Origin of the sequence: Hymenobacter sp. (genome assembly GCF_031398885.1) — a bacterium.
Lineage (GTDB): Bacteria > Bacteroidota > Bacteroidia > Cytophagales > Hymenobacteraceae > Hymenobacter.
In genome coordinates, this window is sequence record NZ_JANNOD010000011.1 from 1 (window position 1) to 14,091 (window position 14,091).

A 14,091-nucleotide genomic window follows, 5' to 3' on the forward strand; every position below is an offset into this window, starting at 1 on the left:
TTGACACCCAGCCCTGGCGGCGGAAATAAATTCGCGGCTTATCTTCCTCACCTGTAAAGTCCAATCCGGATTACCACCCCGGCCTGTAAAGCGCAGGCCGGATTATCACCTCCACCTGTATAGCTATAGCCGGACGAGACAGCGGCGGGACGGCGCAGGGTGGGGCGAGGGTGGCTTTTGCTATACTCTAGCTACGGTTGACCTGCGCCGTCGTTCCGTTCAGGGCGCGGGAAACTTCCGCCTCGGGGAGGTGGGTGAACTGGCAGAACTCAGCCACCGACACGTACGCGCGGGCGGGCTTGTCGAAGTGCTTACGGATGCGCTGCAACAGGACCTTGGCCGTGCTGTATTTGGTGCCGGTAAGCTGGGCTGCCTCCTTCGGGCAGATGCAGACCTGGGGCATAATGGAACGGTTTTGGGTAAAAGTGGCAGGCTAAGATACAACCGCTAAAACCGGGCCGTAGGTTCGGAGCATGAACACCAAGCGGACGATTTTACGGATGGGTGAAATGGCGGTGGTCGGGGCGCTGGTGGCGGGCTGCCTGTCGGGCCAGCGCGAGACGGGCGCGCCGCTGTCGATGACCGTGCGCGCCATCGACGCCCATACTTACGTCATGCTCTCAGGCACTACGACTTATCGGCTGCGGCTGCTGGGCGCGGATGCGCCGGAGCAAGACCAAGCGTTCGGGCTGCAGGCCACCGACTCGGTGGCGCGGCTGCTGGCGCCGGGGCGGGTGGTGATGGTAGCGAAAGCTGGCTTGGACCTGTACGGGCGGACGCTGGGTGCGGTGCTGCTGCCGGTGGCAACGGTGGCAGCTGCGGGACGGCCGGTACCGCTGGATTCGCTGATGGTGGTGTGCAGCTGGGCCTGGGCCAGCGACCCTGACCGCAAGGCAGCGGCGCGGGCGGCGCAGCAAACGGCCGCGCAGCGGGCCGGGCGCGGTCTGTGGAAATGTGGCGTCAGCCAAGCGGTGCCGCCGAAGCTGTGGCGGTCCTTCGATTCAGAAATCAAGCGGCGCTACCGGGTTGGCTGCACCTGGTAACAAAGTCGCGCAAGTGAAAGCAGCCGGGTTCTTTATCTCACTTTTTACCCCCTTTTCTCATGGCCTCACAAACTGGCATTCTGGGACTGCAAGGCACCGTGGGCGGCCTTGTATTCGCTAAAGACGGCTCGGTCCGTCAAAAACCCGCTTCCAATAAGTCGTCCTTCGACAGCAAGGCCAGCATGGCCCGTACCCGCGAAAACGCAAGTGAATTCGGCTTGTCGGCCAAATACAGCAAGCTGCTCCGCGACTCGCTGCGCGTGGCCATTGCGGCGGCCAGCGACAGCCGCGTGGCCTCGCGTCTCACGCAAAAGATGCGCGAGATTATCGGCCTGGATGGCACGAACGACCGCGGCCAGCGGGTGTTCGACTCGGACAACTCGGCCCCCCTGCTGGGCTTCAACTTCAACGCCGGGGCCGGCATTGGTCAGACCATGTACTTCCCATACGAAGTGACGGGGGCCGGTGCTGACGTGACGATGAGCATCCCGGCGCTGAACCCGGCCTCGGACATCGCCGCCCCGCAGGGCGCTACCCACTTCGAGGTGGTGTTTGCGGCTTCGTCGCTGGATATGGAGTCGCTGACATACGCCAACGGCGTGGTGGCGGCGCCGCTGGGCATCCTGCCTATCAACAGCGCGCCGCTGGCGAATCAGGCGGTCGTGGCCACCTTCCCGGCTGCTCCGGCCGCTGCCAACTTGGTGGTGGGCGTGGTGGGCATTAATTTCTACCAGCAGATTAACGGGAAGTTCTACCCGCTCAACAACAACAGCACCAACCCGCTGGCGATTGAGTACGTGGCCTAGGCCGGAGCACCCACGGCACGAAACGGCCAGTCGGCAGCGGCTGGCCGTTTTTATTTCACCTTCTAAATCTTCACCATCGTGGCACTTACGGCCTACCAAGCCCAATTCAAGCCGCGCATGAAGCGCGCCATTCGCCTGCGGGCCAAGGCCGACCGGCGAGCCCGGTGCTACACCAAGCGGCTCTCGGATGCCATCGGGGCGGCCGAGGACGCGGCCATGCAGCTGAACGCGCTGAACCAGCTCTACAACGTGGACGTAAGTACCTACACGCTGCTCACCCAGGCGCTGCACGCCAACAGCGGACAGGAGGTGTTGGAGGACCATTTAGCCCAAAGCACGCCCGGCGAGGAAGCGGTATTGTTCAACCAGGTGCCGGATGGCAACGGCGGGCAGCCTCTGCCCAACAACCCGCTTTTTGGGGGAACTGGTGGCGGGCATGCCAATTGTACCGCCCGCGTAAACGGCAAAGGTGTTGGCACTGGAGGCTGCTCCCACGCCGGATGTGCTCACGGCTAAGACCGATATTCAAGCGTCGAAAGCGTTGGCAAAGCATCAGTTTCTATTGCAGTAAATGAAAAGCCGGTTCTTGATAGGAACCGGCTTTTTGTGTCTTGGGCTCTCGCTAAAGAGGCGCCTTACTTTGGTGAATGAACAAGTTTGCTGAACCATTTCCGTCTGTTTCACCGCCGTCAACTGCCGTTCAAACAACGTGCGAAGTCGCACAGGTAAACGAGCGATTTTATATGCTTGATTTGCAATAAAATTAATGTCATAAGCCACTACAATAATGCATAGTGGCTCATTTCACTGCCTCAAGGCCGCCGCAGCCACGCCCGAAACGTGCGCTCCAGCCACGGGCCGAAGGTTAGCAGGCCGGTGACGATAGCGACAAGCGCCCACTCCGGCCAGTGGAGGCCAGCCAGGGCCCAACCCACGGCCGCGTTGAGCAGCAGCACACCCGGGAAAATATAGGTTCAGTTGAGCAGAAATGATTTGAACCGCACGGGCTCGGGCTGAGAAGCAGGGGTAATCATGACGAAGCAGGAAAAGGATTGCGTGCAGAGGCCCGGCATACGCCGGGCGGCACCGCCGCGGGGTTAAAAGAGAAACGTTACGCGCGGCGAGAGGTAGGTCAGGTTGCGTCCGGTACCCGACTCGCGCAGGAAGGTGCCGGCCCGGAATTGGGTCACGAACACCTCCAGCTGCAAGTGCCGCTGCAGCGGCCACTCGGCTTCCACGGTGAGCTGGTCGCCGATGTAGGCCGATTGCGCCCTGGTGCCGGACCGGGCCAGCACGTAGGGCGTGGTGTAGAAGCCATCGGCGCGGCTGGCGCGCCAGAAGAAAGCCCAGTCAAAACGGATAGTCAAGTTGCGGCTGGCGAGTGGGTGCAGCGTCAAAATGGGGTGCAGGTCGAAGAGGTTAGCGGGGCCAACCAGCGCGACCTGGCCGAAGTAAGCCCCTTTCGGAAACAAGGGATTGAAGGTTTGCAGGGTTGGGTCGGCCAAGTTTCGGTCGCCGCTGATGTACTCGGCGCGCAGCGTCAGCGCAGGCGCGAGCGGCAAGTTCTGCCACCCATATCCCACTTCGCTCGAAACTGTTCCCGCTCGAATAGTGCCCACCCCAAAACGGCCGAACTGATAAACGGCTTCCGCATTATAGCGAAATGCGCCCGGCGCGCCCCACCACCGGAAGCCGACCGAGTGCCGGCGCTCGGCGGCGCGGCCCTGCGCAAACCGGGCCTGGCGGTTGGCGAACCCGAGGTAGTACCCGTCCAGGCCCCCGGCCCGTCGGGCGAGGAGCCGCACGCCGTACACGCCCCAGAACCAGACCTCGGGGTTAGGTTCGTCGTCAAAGATGCCGGGTTTGGTGGTGGCGGGCCGAGTCACGAAGGCCTCCAGCCGCCCGCGCGGCGACTGCCCCATCACGCGTGCCCCATCGAAGGTCTGGCGGACCGTGGGACCCTCACGCAGAGAAATCAGCCGCGATGAACCGTAGCTCATCTCCTGGCGGCCGAGCCGGAGGGTGAGGGCGTTCCCGGCCCCTCCGGTGCTCACATCCATAAAGGCTTGGTGCAGGTCCAGCTGGTCCTCGTCGGGCAGGTCGGGTGTCCCGCGCTTGCCGGTCGTCAGGCCACTTTTTAGTTGCCCGAATACCCGGACATTCCGACCGAAGTGCCAGTCGGTGTGCAGCAGGTAGCGCTGCAGCAGGTAGCCATTGCGGTCTTCGGGCTCTTCGCCCCACCCCGCGTTGTGCAGCAGCTCGTACTGTTGCCGAATCTCGCCGCCGATGCTCAGGTACGTGGTCTTGGACCGGGAAAGCGCGATGAACTTAATGGGGTCGAATACATCGGGCGGCACCCCAGAATCAGTCGCCAGATAGCGGTAGTCTTCTTTAGCGCGTTCCGCTTCGTACTCCGGCACTTCTGGAGCCGTCTGGCCGGGAGCCATCGTCACCCACAAACAGAGCGGGCCGACGGGCCACCAGCCGGAGAAGAAACGACACGCGAGGCTCATAGTGCGAAAAGAAATAAGCGTTGCGATAAGCCTTTGGGTGTAGAGTGGCTTGTTAAGGCCCTGCATCCGGAGGAGGGCCAACCCGGCCAGCACCTAGAGGAGCGATAACGCCCAGTCCGTAATCAGCTCGGACGAGCAGGGAGCCAGCAGCAGGCACGTAAGGCTCTAGGGTGCCCGCGAGGGCAAGGAAGTGGTTGACATCGGGAAAGTAGAGTGGGTCAGGGGCACGTTGGTCCTGGTATGGTTTTCGAGTGAGGCTACTTCGTTTCCCGGTTGGAAGCACCCCGGAAGAACGCCAGCCCTAGCAGCAACAGGCCCGGCAGGGCCACGGGCCAAAGGCCCAACAGCTTGGCGCCAATGGCCCCCGTCAGGCAGCCGAAAAGGAAGCCGCCGATAACCAGCAGCTGGTTTTTGACTGAACCCGTTGGGCCGGGTTCCCTACGGGGGCCCGCCAGCCGCTCCGCCACGTCCAAGGCGGCCTGGGTAACGTTACCAGTCATGACGGTCGTGGGGCCGTAGGTTTCCTTGGCGAAGAGCTTACCGAACGTATTCTGCAAGCCTAGGGCAAACACCACGGTCATGGCCGTTAGCTGCCAGAGCCACGGCGCGGCGGTACCGGTCCACGCCAGGACCAGCGCCAGCAGACCGCTGGTCAGCAGCAGGCCGCCTTCGGCCAGCAGCAGGGCGTAATGGTTGGTCGATTTTTGGGCCAGCCAGCGCCCCGCAACCACCGCCGCCACGAACACGGGGAAGCTCAACAGCTTGGCCCAGTTGGCCGTGGCGGCGTCCTGCACCACATGGTAGGCAAACACGATAAAGTTGCCGGTAACGTGGGCCGAGAACAGCTCGTCCGCGGCAATGAACGTTACCGTGTCGCAAAAGCCGGCGACGAAGGTGAGCAGCAAACTCAGGTACAGTACTTTGTCATCCGTTTCCATGCCGAGTCAGGCCTTGAGCAGTTGAGAAGGAAAAGCCGCGCCTCGTTTGCCGCCGCGCCCTTCAGGGGTGAAACCGGCGGTTAAAACGCAAAGCAGGAACAGCCCAGCGCCCCCCAGAAAGCCGTGTAGTTGGAAACCGGCACGTTGCTCGTGCGCACCTTATCGTGCGCGTGTCCGTGAACGCCGCAACTGCCGATGCAGTGATGCACCTTGCTCAACAGCTGGTGTTGGGATATCGCGCTGGCCGAGGCCGGCAGGTGGCCGCTAGCCGCCGGGTGGTCTGTTAGCAGCCGGCCCGCCGTCGGTTTGGGCGGATAGCCGTTGCGGATAGTTGTCGGCGACCAGTCGGGTAGAATCGGAATCGTGGGCGGCGAAAACGACGAGAAGTTGCCCGCGGCGTACACGATGGTGCCGCCCACCACCGTCAAGTCGGCCTCAATCTGCTTGATGTCCTCGTCAGCGGCGCTGAGGTAATCCTGGTCCAACACTGCCAGGTCGGCCAGCTGCCCCACCTTGATGGCCCCTTTCTTATCCTGTTCGCCCGAAAACCAGGCGCTGCCGCGGGTGTACAGCTCCAGGGCCGTTTCGCGGCTCAGCCGCGTGTTTTCCGAATACAGCTGCATGCCACCCACGGTCTTACCCACCGTCAGCCAGTAAAGCGCTACCCAGGGGTTGTAGCTGCTCACCCGTGTGGCGTCGGTGCCGGCCCCCACGGGTACGCCCGCCGCCAGCATCCGCTTCACCGGGGGCGTGTGCTCGGCGGCCGCGGCCCCGTAGCGGTCGGCGAAAGACTCGCCCTGAAACGCCATGCGACTCTGGATGGCCAGGCCGCCGCCCAGCGCCTTCACCCGGTCGATGTTGCGGGCATCGATGGTTTCGGCGTGGTCAAATATCCAGGGCAAGTCCCCGAACGGCAGGTCCCGGTCGACCTTCTCGAATACGTCCAGAAAGCGAGTGATACTTTCGTTGTAGGTCGCGTGCAGGCGGAACGGCCAGCGGTTTTCGATTAGCAGGCGCACCACGCGCTCCAACTCCGCGTCCATGTGGTCGGGCAGGTCGGGTCGGGGTTGGAGGAAGTCCTCGAAGTCGGCCGCCGAAAACACCAGCATCTCCCCGGCCCCGTTGTGGCGGTACATGTCGTCGCCCTGGTGGAGCTTCACCGACTGGGTCCAGCTCTTAAAGTCTTCGAATTCTTCCTTGGGGTGCTGGGTGAACAGGTTGTAGGCAATGCGCACTGTGAGCTGCTGCTTGTCGTTGAGTTCACTCACCACTTTATAATCGTCGGGATAGTTTTGGAAGCCGCCGCCCGCGTCAATCACGCTCGTGATGCCGAAGCGGTTCAGCTCGCGCATGAAGTGCCGGGTCGAGTTGACTTGGTGCTCGTAGGAAAGCTTGGGGCCCATGGCCAGCGTCGCGTACAGAATCATGGCGTTGGGCGTGGCCAGCAGCAGGCCGGTGGGCTCGCCGCTAGCGTCTCTTTCAATCTGGCCGCCGGGTGGCGCGGGCGTGTCGCGGGTGTAGCCCACGGCCCGCAACGCGGCCCGGTTGAGCAGCGCCCGGTCGTAGAGGTGCAGGATGAACACCGGCGTATCGGGCGCTAAGGCGTTGATTTCGGCCAGCGTGGGCATCCGCCGCTCGGCAAACTGAAATTCGCTCCACCCGCCCACGACCCGCACCCACTGGGGCGAAGGGGTGCGGTCCACCTGCTCTTTGAGCAGGCGCAGCGCGTCGGCCAGCGAGGGCACCCCGTCCCAGCGCAATTCCAGGTTGAAGTTCAACCCGCCCCGAATCAGGTGAATGTGGGAGTCGTTGAGGCCCGGCACGACCCGCTTTTTCTGCAAGTCGATGACCGTGGTGCCGTCCGCCACGAGCTGTATTACCGTCGCGTCGTCGCCCACGGCCACAAACTTGCCATCTTCGATGGCCACGGCCGTGGCGGCGGGCTGCGCCGGGTCCACGGTGTGAATCCGGCCGTTGTATAATACTAGGGAAGCGCTCATGACTAGGTTTTGTAAGTGGAAGTGGAGGTTTATCAAGCAAGGGCAGATTTCCTATGGAAAAGCCCACGACCGGCCACTAAACCTTTTGCTTCACTTAAGCCGGCGCGGCTTCGGGTTGGAGCATGTGTTGGGCGTACTGCACCCCGAGGCCGTAAGAGCCGCCGTACTTCTTCACCAGGTCCATCACCGGCGCGTAGGTTTCGGTGCGGGCCCAGTCGCGCTGCAGCTCCAGCAGGTACTGCAACGCGGTGACGGGCTGCACGCCGGCGTGAATCATGCGCTGCATGGCCCGGTCGTGAGCTTCCAGGGTCACGTCGCCGCAGACATCGGCCACCACGTACACCTCGTAGCCGTCGGCCAGGGCCGATAAAGCCGGCTCCACGATGCAGATGCTGGTCCAGAGCCCGGCCAGCACAATTTTCTTTTTGCCCAGCCCGGTTATGGCGTGGTAGGCCGCCTCGTCTTCCCAGGTGTTCATGGACGTACGGTCGAGGTAATTGGAAGTGGCCTTCGGGTAGAACTCTTCAACTTCGGGGAATACCGGGCCGGTAAAGCTTTCCTCGACCACGGTCGTCACCACGGTCGACACGTTGAAAATCCGGGAAGCCCCCGCAATGAGGGCCGTATTGCTTCGCAAATCGGTGATATTAATGCTGTGGGTCGCAAAACCCATCTGCCCTTCTAAGTCAATCAAGACCAAGGCGTGATTATCGGGGGCGAGGAGCTGAGGTGAGAGTTTCATGAAAAAGGGGGGTGAAAGTGAAATAGGCGGCTTTTGTGCCATCGGCGATTGGGTGTGTAGTCCTTAGCCGGTGTGCCCTGCTACTTCAAAGACAGCGTCAGCAAAGGCTTGAGGGGCCTCCTGCGGCAGGTTATGACCGATGCCTTTGAGGATGCGGTGCGTACGTTTGCCCGTGAACATTTTAGCGTACCCAGTGCCATCCGTGGCCGGAGCCACGCCGTCGGAGTCGCCATCGAGTGTTATGGTGGGCACGGCAATGGCCGGGCCAGCAGCCAGTCGTTTTTCGAGGGCATCGTATTGGGGGTCGCCGGGGGCTAGACTCAGCCGCCAGCGGTAGTTGTGAATCACGATGCGGACGTAATCCGGATTGTCGAACGAGGCGGCGCTGCGCGCGAAGGCGGTTTCGCCGAAAGCCCAGGTCGGCGAATTGGCTTTCCATATGAGCTTGGCCAACTCGCGCCGGTTGGCCTCCAGACCGGCTCGGCCACGCTCGGTGGCGAAATAATATTGATACCACCAGCCCTGCTCGGCCTTGGGCGACAAGGGCAACTGGTTGCGTTCCCGGTTATTGATGAGGTAGCCATTGACGGATACCAGGGCCTGACACCGCTCGGGCCAGAGTGCCGCGATAATGTTGGCGGTCCGCGCGCCCCAGTCATAGCCCGCCAGAATGGCTTTCTTGATTTGGAGGGCATCCATCAGGGCCAGAATGTCGAGCGCAACTACAATCTGCTGACCGTTGCGGAAGGACTCCCCGGTAAGGAACCGCGTGGTGCCGTGGCCGCGTAGGTGCGGCACGATGACTCGGTAGCCGGCCGCGGCCAGCAGCGGGGCCACGTCAACGAAGCTGTGGATGTCGTAGGGCCAGCCGTGCAGCAGGACGGCCGTCGGACCGTTAACCGGGCCGGCTTCCGCGTAGCCCACGTTTAATACGCCCGCCGTGATTTGTTTCAGGGTGCCAAAGGACGAGGTGGTTATCCCCGAGCCTTCAGGCAAATCAACCGAGTGCAGCGGAGCGGAATGCGCCGGTTCAGAATCGAACAGCCCGAACTCTGCGGCAGCTAAACTGAGGGCCGCTACGCCCAAAAAGCGTCGACGACCGTGAGTGAAGTCTTCAAACATGGTTTCTACGAAGTGACGAAGAGCAGTGGCGGAGAGTAATTGGGCGAGGAGGATTTAGCGTTTTGCGGATGCCAGTTCCCACACGGCATCCGCAAATGCTTGGGGAGCCTCTTCAGGCAGGTTGTGCCCGGCGCCTTCAATGACGCGGTGCACGCGCGTGCCGGTGAACTTTGCCGCCGAGGCGCGGCCGTCAGTGGCGGGCACCACGCCATCAACTTTGCCGTCGAGGGTAATGCTCGGCACGGTGATGGCAGGCAGGGCAGCTAGGCGTTGTTCAAGGTCTTCATAGGCGGAATGGCCGGCCGCCAGGCCCAGCCGATGGCGGTAGGAATGAATCACCACCTCCACATAATCCGGGTTGTCGAACGCGCTGGCGTGCCGGTTCAGTGTGGCCCCGTCGAAGGACCAGGTGGGCGAGTTACGCTCCCAGAGCGTGCGGGCCAGTTCGCGGCGGTTGGTCGTCAGCCCGGCGCGTCCGCGCTCGGTTTGAAAGTAATACTGGTACCAAAGCCCGGATTCGATGGTTGGGGCAAGCGGCCTACTGGCCTTGGCAATGTCCTGAATGAGGTAGCCGTTGACGGATACCAATCCCGTGCACCGCTCCGGCCACAGGGCGGCCGCGACGCAGGCGGCACGGCCGCCCCAGTCGTACCCGGCCAGAACGGCCCGCTTCAACTGCAAGGCATCGAGCAACGCAATTACATCGGCGCCCAGGGCGCTTTGTTGCCCGGAGCGTGGCGTTGAACCCTCCAGGAAGCGCGTGGTGCCGTGGCCGCGCAGATGGGGGACGATGACCCGGCACCCACGCGCAGCCAGTAGAGGAGCGACGCTCGCGTAGCTCTCGATAGAATACGGAAAGCCATGCAGCAGCACCACCGGCGGGCCCGTGTGCGGCCCGGCTTCGTAGTAGCCCACGTCTAGCACCCCGGCGTTCACCTGCTTGATGGATAAGGAGCTGGGCTGGGCTGGCGCGCTGGAGACGGGCGTCGGTTCCATTGACGAGCGGGTGTTAGGAAAGTCAGAAGTCATTTTCTTTACGAATAAGCTGAGTCGGCCTGCTCGTATGCATCGGGCCGGCCTGCTCCGTGCCAGATTCAAGCTTCCACCAGCTTGTAGGTCACGTCGATGTTGCCGTGGGTTGCTTTGGAGTAAGGGCACGTCTGACTTGCTGCTTCCATCAGGTCCTGGCCCACTTCGTGCGCCAAGCCCGGCAGGCTGACGTTGAGGCGCGCTTGCAAAAAGAAGCTGCCATCCGTATTGCACAGGTCCACTTCGGTATCGATGGCCGCGCCGGCCGGAAAGCGAATCTTCCTTTTACCGGCGGCAATCTTCATGGCTCCCATAAAGCAGGCCGACCATCCGGCGGCAAACAGCTGCTCGGGATTGGTACCGCTGTCGGAAGTGCCCGGGGTCGACAGTTTAATGTCCAGGCGGCCGTCGGAGCTGCGGGAAGCGCCGTCGCGCCCGCCCGTGGTATGGGTGTGGGCCGTGTAGTAGGCTGATTCGACTTGGGGGAGGTTGATTTCCTTTAACATGGCGTTTGCGTGTTAGGGTGAAGAGATGAAGTGATTGATGGTGAGAAAAGACGAGCGAAGGCCGATGGCGCCTGACAGAGCCGCGACGGATTCGGATGCTCCTTCCCTTCTTGACACGCTTTATTTTACCGCGACCATCGGGGCACTGGCTGCCTGTTTTATCAACCGGGCAACTTCCGCCGGGCGGGAGATAAAGGGCACGTGGCTAGCCTTGATTTCGGAGGTTTTGGCGCCCATTCGTTGGGCGTAAAAGCGTTGCAGGTTCGGATTGATGGCTTGGTCCTGTTGAGTGACCAAATACCAGGAAGGAATCGTCTTCCACGCCGCCCGCGGCACGGAGCTGGCGAAGGCGCTGCCGATGATGGGCTTCTGCGTGGCCGCCATTACCCGTGCTTCCGCCAGCGGCACGTCTTTGGCAAAAAGCTCCCAAAACTGCTTCCGGTCAATGTAGACAAAGCCGGCGGCATCGGGCAGCAACGCCTGGTCGAGCGCGGCCGGATACTTTTTGCTGTAGGCCCCAATGGGCTCGCCGGCCTCAGGCGCAAAGGCAGCGATGTACACCAGGGCTTTCACATGGGCATTGCCTGCTGCGGCCCCGGTGATGACTGCCCCGCCGTACGAGTGCCCAACGGCAACCACTGCCCCGGGCTGCGCGTCAATCATCCGCTTGGTTGTTTCCACGTCCGCAGCCAGGGAGGTGAGCGGGTTCTGAACGGCAATGACGGTGTAGCCGTCGTGCTCCAGCAGGGGTATCACGTGCTGCCAACTGGTACCGTCGGCAAAGGCACCGTGCACGAGCACAATAGTGGGCTTGGCGGCCGCCCGACTGTCACCTACCGCTCCGCTGGGGGTGCCTGAGTGGACCCGGGAAGTCAATAGAGACTGGGCAAACAGGGTGCTGAAGGAGGCAGCTAAGAGCAGGCCGGTGAGTGAGAATCGGCGGATGAAAATAGGAGACATGGCGGTATTGGTTTGGTGAGAAAGGAAATCGGGATTGTGCTCAGCGCCTGGGGCGATTCTCAATGAATCCTCGGAATACTTCGCGTTGCTTATCAGCAGGCTGCTTGCACTGCGCTTGCTAGGAAGTGGACCACTCAGATTGCCATCATCTTGCAGGCGACCCGCGCCTTTCAGCAGCGCTAGCTGGGTTGAAAGTCAGACAGGTCTATCGAAACGCCGCGTTTATTCGTTCAGAGCTGGCCCTGGCCTAAGTAATGTTTGAGTTCGGCAGCGGCGTGCCGAAAAAGGGAGCGGGTAGCCGGCAATGTAGCCAGGCCGTTGAGCAGGCCGAAGTCGTGAATCATGCCGTTGTAGCGAATGGTGGTGGTGGGGACGCCCGCCGCGCTGAGCTGTCGGCCGTAGGCTTCGCCCTCGTCGCGCAGCACATCGTTTTCGGCCACTTGAATCAGGGCGGGCGGTAGGTCGCGCAGCTCCTCGGAGGTGGCTTGCAGGGGCGAGTGAGTACTGAGTTGACGCTCGGTGGGGTCGGTGGTGTAGAGGTCGAACATCCACTTCATGAGCGAAGTCGTCAGGAACCGGTCTTGACCAAACTGCTGGTAGGAGTCCGTGGTCACATCGGCGTTAGTCAAGGGCCACATCAGCACCTGAAGCTTGATTTTGGGGCCGCCGGAGCACTTGGCCAGCAGACAAACTACGGTCGACATGTTGCCGCCCACGCTGTTGCCCACCACGGCAAGGTTCTGCCCGTCCACGCCAATGGCGTTCCCGTTTTCCGCTACCCATTTTGTGGCCGCATAAATTTCGTGAATGGCCTGCGGGAAATGCGCGTCCGGCGTGCGGGTGTAATTCACGAATACGGCGACGTAGCCCGTCGCTACCACCAGGTCGCGCACCATGCGCTGGTGGGTGGGAAAGTCGCCCAGGACCCAGCCGCCGCCGTGGACAAAGATGAACACGGGCAGCACCTGGTGCGTTGTCCCGGCCGGCCGCACGAGGTGAAGCGGCACCTTATAGCCGTCCTGGTGAATGGTTGTTTCGTGAACTTCAATGCCAGACAACTCTACATCGACCGAAGCCTGCGCATCAGTCAGTGCCTGGCGCGCGGCCAGCGGCGTCAGCGTTTCCAGGCCGGGGCCGCCGGTGTTTAGGCCTTCAAGGAATTCGATGACCTGCGGGTCCAGGTTCGGGTCGGTGGCAAACGGCTGCGGCGTCAGGCCAGTAGCGGCATGTCTTTCTAAAACAAGATTTTCTGCGTTTTTCATGGGAAGAAGCTTGACAATTGAGGGGATTCAAACAGGATGAAGACGAGTGCCCCGCTTATCCGCCGCGTCGCGTCCGGGTAGCAGCCGTAAGTCCACTGCGCTAGGCGCGGGCGTAAGTATGCAGCCTGGAGAGCTTTTCTAAAATTTCCGGCACGCCGGCTGCCGCTGGTGCTAGCATGTGGGGTGGAACCTGCGGCACGATGCCTGGCAGGGCCTGGGTGAAGAGGTGATAACGCGCCTCCCCCGACAAGCTGAAGAGCAACCGGACCCGAAACTGGGCCGCGGCGACGGACCGTTGCAGCAGGAGGCGGAAGTACCGTTCCAGCGTCGGCAGGAGTTGGAATACCTCGTCCTGCACGAGCCGGCTGAACACGACTACCACCGTGGGCTCTACCGCTTGGATGTAGTATTGCGAGGGAGTGCCCGCGTCGAGGCTGTTGTAATCGGTCACCCAGCTGTTCTCGGCACTGATTTGCGTGGTGTACTCGGTCCCGTCGTCGGCGAGGAAGTACGTGCGTAGGCAACCCTGCAGCACGAAGTAGCTGGCCAAACATATCTGACTCTCCACCAGCAGCAAATCGTACTGGGCCAGCCGTTGGTGGCTTAGATGCCCTTGCAGCATAGCGGCTTCGGCCGGCGTCAGGGACACGTAGCGGGCAATGTGCGCAAACAGTGAGGAGAACATAGAAAGTAGATATGCCTATCAGGCGATGAAAAGGCGCTTTCCGCCAGAATCAAGCAATGGCAGCGACAGTGGATTGGGCAAACGGCGGGGAAGAACAGGCTCCCTACCGGCCCTGTAGTTGGCTTTAAAGCGAGCGGCAGCTCATCGGCTCGTCGTGAGGTTGGCCGGCTTGGCAGGGCGCTGGCGTGGGGTTTGTGATGCGCTGCACGAATAGGGGAAAGAGCCGGCCCCGCAATTGTGAATATGCCGTCGCGCGGCGCGCTCAACGTGACCCCGGTCATTGCTAGGCCACATCCGTCGAAGAAATTGGCTCTATTGAGCCGTTGTGCAGGCCGGTTGACAAAGCACTTTTTGTTGGTGAACTAAAAGCGTGTTTTTGGAGATAGATGACTTGCTCATTCCCATCCTACCCGACTTACTAGTGCTTGCAACAGCTGTGCCATTTGTATAAATGATTGATATACAAAATTTTATGTTCGTATTGA

14 protein-coding genes are annotated in these 14,091 nt (G+C 61.7%); 3 read left to right on the forward strand and 11 right to left on the reverse strand.

Going from position 1 to position 14,091, the window contains the following annotated elements:
* Positions 1 to 187 precede the first annotated feature (187 nt).
* Entirely contained in the window at positions 188 to 403 is a 216-nt protein-coding gene (locus tag RMO51_RS01275) for a hypothetical protein (protein WP_310391298.1), read from the reverse strand.
* A 97-nt stretch (positions 404 to 500) separates the two neighbouring features.
* Here RMO51_RS01275 and RMO51_RS01280 point away from each other — a divergent pair, with 97 nt between their 5' ends.
* The 3 genes from RMO51_RS01280 to RMO51_RS01290 all read left to right on the forward strand — a co-directional run bounded on the left by RMO51_RS01280 (position 501) and on the right by RMO51_RS01290 (position 2,365).
* Positions 501 to 1,043, forward strand: coding sequence for a thermonuclease family protein (locus RMO51_RS01280; RefSeq protein ID WP_310391300.1), 543 nt, complete (start codon positions 501 to 503; stop codon positions 1,041 to 1,043).
* A 59-nt stretch (positions 1,044 to 1,102) separates the two neighbouring features.
* Complete coding sequence (locus RMO51_RS01285; protein ID WP_310391301.1) at positions 1,103 to 1,849, forward strand: hypothetical protein; 747 nt, start codon at positions 1,103 to 1,105, stop codon at positions 1,847 to 1,849.
* 78 nt (positions 1,850 to 1,927) lie between these two features.
* A complete protein-coding gene (locus tag RMO51_RS01290; protein WP_310391303.1) occupies positions 1,928 to 2,365 on the forward strand; it encodes a hypothetical protein in 438 nt (145 codons plus the stop codon).
* 581 nt (positions 2,366 to 2,946) lie between these two features.
* Here the strand turns inward: RMO51_RS01290 and RMO51_RS01295 are convergent.
* From RMO51_RS01295 to RMO51_RS01340, 10 genes are all read right to left on the reverse strand, one after another.
* Positions 2,947 to 4,362: an alginate export family protein gene (locus tag RMO51_RS01295; RefSeq protein WP_310391304.1), complete on the reverse strand. Its 1,416-nt coding sequence runs from the start codon at positions 4,360 to 4,362 to the stop codon at positions 2,947 to 2,949.
* A gap of 257 nt (positions 4,363 to 4,619) precedes the next feature.
* Positions 4,620 to 5,300 (reverse strand): YoaK family protein, encoded by a 681-nt coding sequence (locus tag RMO51_RS01300; RefSeq protein ID WP_310391305.1) that lies wholly within the window; start codon positions 5,298 to 5,300, stop codon positions 4,620 to 4,622.
* A gap of 80 nt (positions 5,301 to 5,380) precedes the next feature.
* A complete protein-coding gene (locus tag RMO51_RS01305; protein ID WP_310391307.1) occupies positions 5,381 to 7,300 on the reverse strand; it encodes an amidohydrolase in 1,920 nt (639 codons plus the stop codon).
* A gap of 94 nt (positions 7,301 to 7,394) precedes the next feature.
* Positions 7,395 to 8,042 carry an isochorismatase family protein gene (locus RMO51_RS01310; RefSeq protein ID WP_310391309.1) on the reverse strand — a complete coding sequence of 216 codons (648 nt, stop codon included), beginning with the start codon at positions 8,040 to 8,042 and terminating at the stop codon, positions 7,395 to 7,397.
* Between the two features lie 63 nt (positions 8,043 to 8,105).
* Positions 8,106 to 9,164 (reverse strand): alpha/beta hydrolase, encoded by a 1,059-nt coding sequence (locus RMO51_RS01315; RefSeq protein ID WP_310391311.1) that lies wholly within the window; start codon positions 9,162 to 9,164, stop codon positions 8,106 to 8,108.
* A gap of 54 nt (positions 9,165 to 9,218) precedes the next feature.
* A complete protein-coding gene (locus tag RMO51_RS01320) occupies positions 9,219 to 10,160 on the reverse strand; it encodes an alpha/beta hydrolase (protein ID WP_310391313.1) in 942 nt (313 codons plus the stop codon).
* Between the two features lie 98 nt (positions 10,161 to 10,258).
* Complete coding sequence (locus RMO51_RS01325) at positions 10,259 to 10,699, reverse strand: organic hydroperoxide resistance protein (protein ID WP_310391315.1); 441 nt, start codon at positions 10,697 to 10,699, stop codon at positions 10,259 to 10,261.
* A 120-nt stretch (positions 10,700 to 10,819) separates the two neighbouring features.
* A complete protein-coding gene (locus tag RMO51_RS01330; RefSeq protein WP_310391317.1) occupies positions 10,820 to 11,659 on the reverse strand; it encodes an alpha/beta hydrolase in 840 nt (279 codons plus the stop codon).
* A 230-nt stretch (positions 11,660 to 11,889) separates the two neighbouring features.
* On the reverse strand, positions 11,890 to 12,921 hold the full coding sequence (locus RMO51_RS01335; protein ID WP_310391319.1) for an alpha/beta hydrolase: 1,032 nt from the start codon (positions 12,919 to 12,921) through the stop codon (positions 11,890 to 11,892).
* 100 nt (positions 12,922 to 13,021) lie between these two features.
* Positions 13,022 to 13,606 (reverse strand): hypothetical protein, encoded by a 585-nt coding sequence (locus RMO51_RS01340; RefSeq protein WP_310391320.1) that lies wholly within the window; start codon positions 13,604 to 13,606, stop codon positions 13,022 to 13,024.
* Positions 13,607 to 14,091: the final 485 nt, after the last annotated feature.

What these genes read in the sequence shown, in the direction of transcription:
- RMO51_RS01275 (WP_310391298.1), bottom strand. Translation starts at nt 403, where the DNA reads ATGCCCCAGGTCTGCATCTGCCCGAAGGAGGCAGCCCAGCTTACCGGC.
- RMO51_RS01280 (WP_310391300.1), top strand. Translation starts at nt 501, where the DNA reads ATGGGTGAAATGGCGGTGGTCGGGGCGCTGGTGGCGGGCTGCCTGTCG.
- RMO51_RS01285 (WP_310391301.1), top strand. Translation starts at nt 1,103, where the DNA reads ATGGCCTCACAAACTGGCATTCTGGGACTGCAAGGCACCGTGGGCGGC.
- RMO51_RS01295 (WP_310391304.1), bottom strand. Translation starts at nt 4,362, where the DNA reads ATGAGCCTCGCGTGTCGTTTCTTCTCCGGCTGGTGGCCCGTCGGCCCG.
- RMO51_RS01300 (WP_310391305.1), bottom strand. Translation starts at nt 5,300, where the DNA reads ATGGAAACGGATGACAAAGTACTGTACCTGAGTTTGCTGCTCACCTTC.
- RMO51_RS01305 (WP_310391307.1), bottom strand. Translation starts at nt 7,300, where the DNA reads ATGAGCGCTTCCCTAGTATTATACAACGGCCGGATTCACACCGTGGAC.
- RMO51_RS01310 (WP_310391309.1), bottom strand. Translation starts at nt 8,042, where the DNA reads ATGAAACTCTCACCTCAGCTCCTCGCCCCCGATAATCACGCCTTGGTC.
- RMO51_RS01315 (WP_310391311.1), bottom strand. Translation starts at nt 9,164, where the DNA reads ATGTTTGAAGACTTCACTCACGGTCGTCGACGCTTTTTGGGCGTAGCG.
- RMO51_RS01320 (WP_310391313.1), bottom strand. Translation starts at nt 10,160, where the DNA reads ATGGAACCGACGCCCGTCTCCAGCGCGCCAGCCCAGCCCAGCTCCTTA.
- RMO51_RS01325 (WP_310391315.1), bottom strand. Translation starts at nt 10,699, where the DNA reads ATGTTAAAGGAAATCAACCTCCCCCAAGTCGAATCAGCCTACTACACG.
- RMO51_RS01330 (WP_310391317.1), bottom strand. Translation starts at nt 11,659, where the DNA reads ATGTCTCCTATTTTCATCCGCCGATTCTCACTCACCGGCCTGCTCTTA.
- RMO51_RS01335 (WP_310391319.1), bottom strand. Translation starts at nt 12,921, where the DNA reads ATGAAAAACGCAGAAAATCTTGTTTTAGAAAGACATGCCGCTACTGGC.
- RMO51_RS01340 (WP_310391320.1), bottom strand. Translation starts at nt 13,606, where the DNA reads ATGTTCTCCTCACTGTTTGCGCACATTGCCCGCTACGTGTCCCTGACG.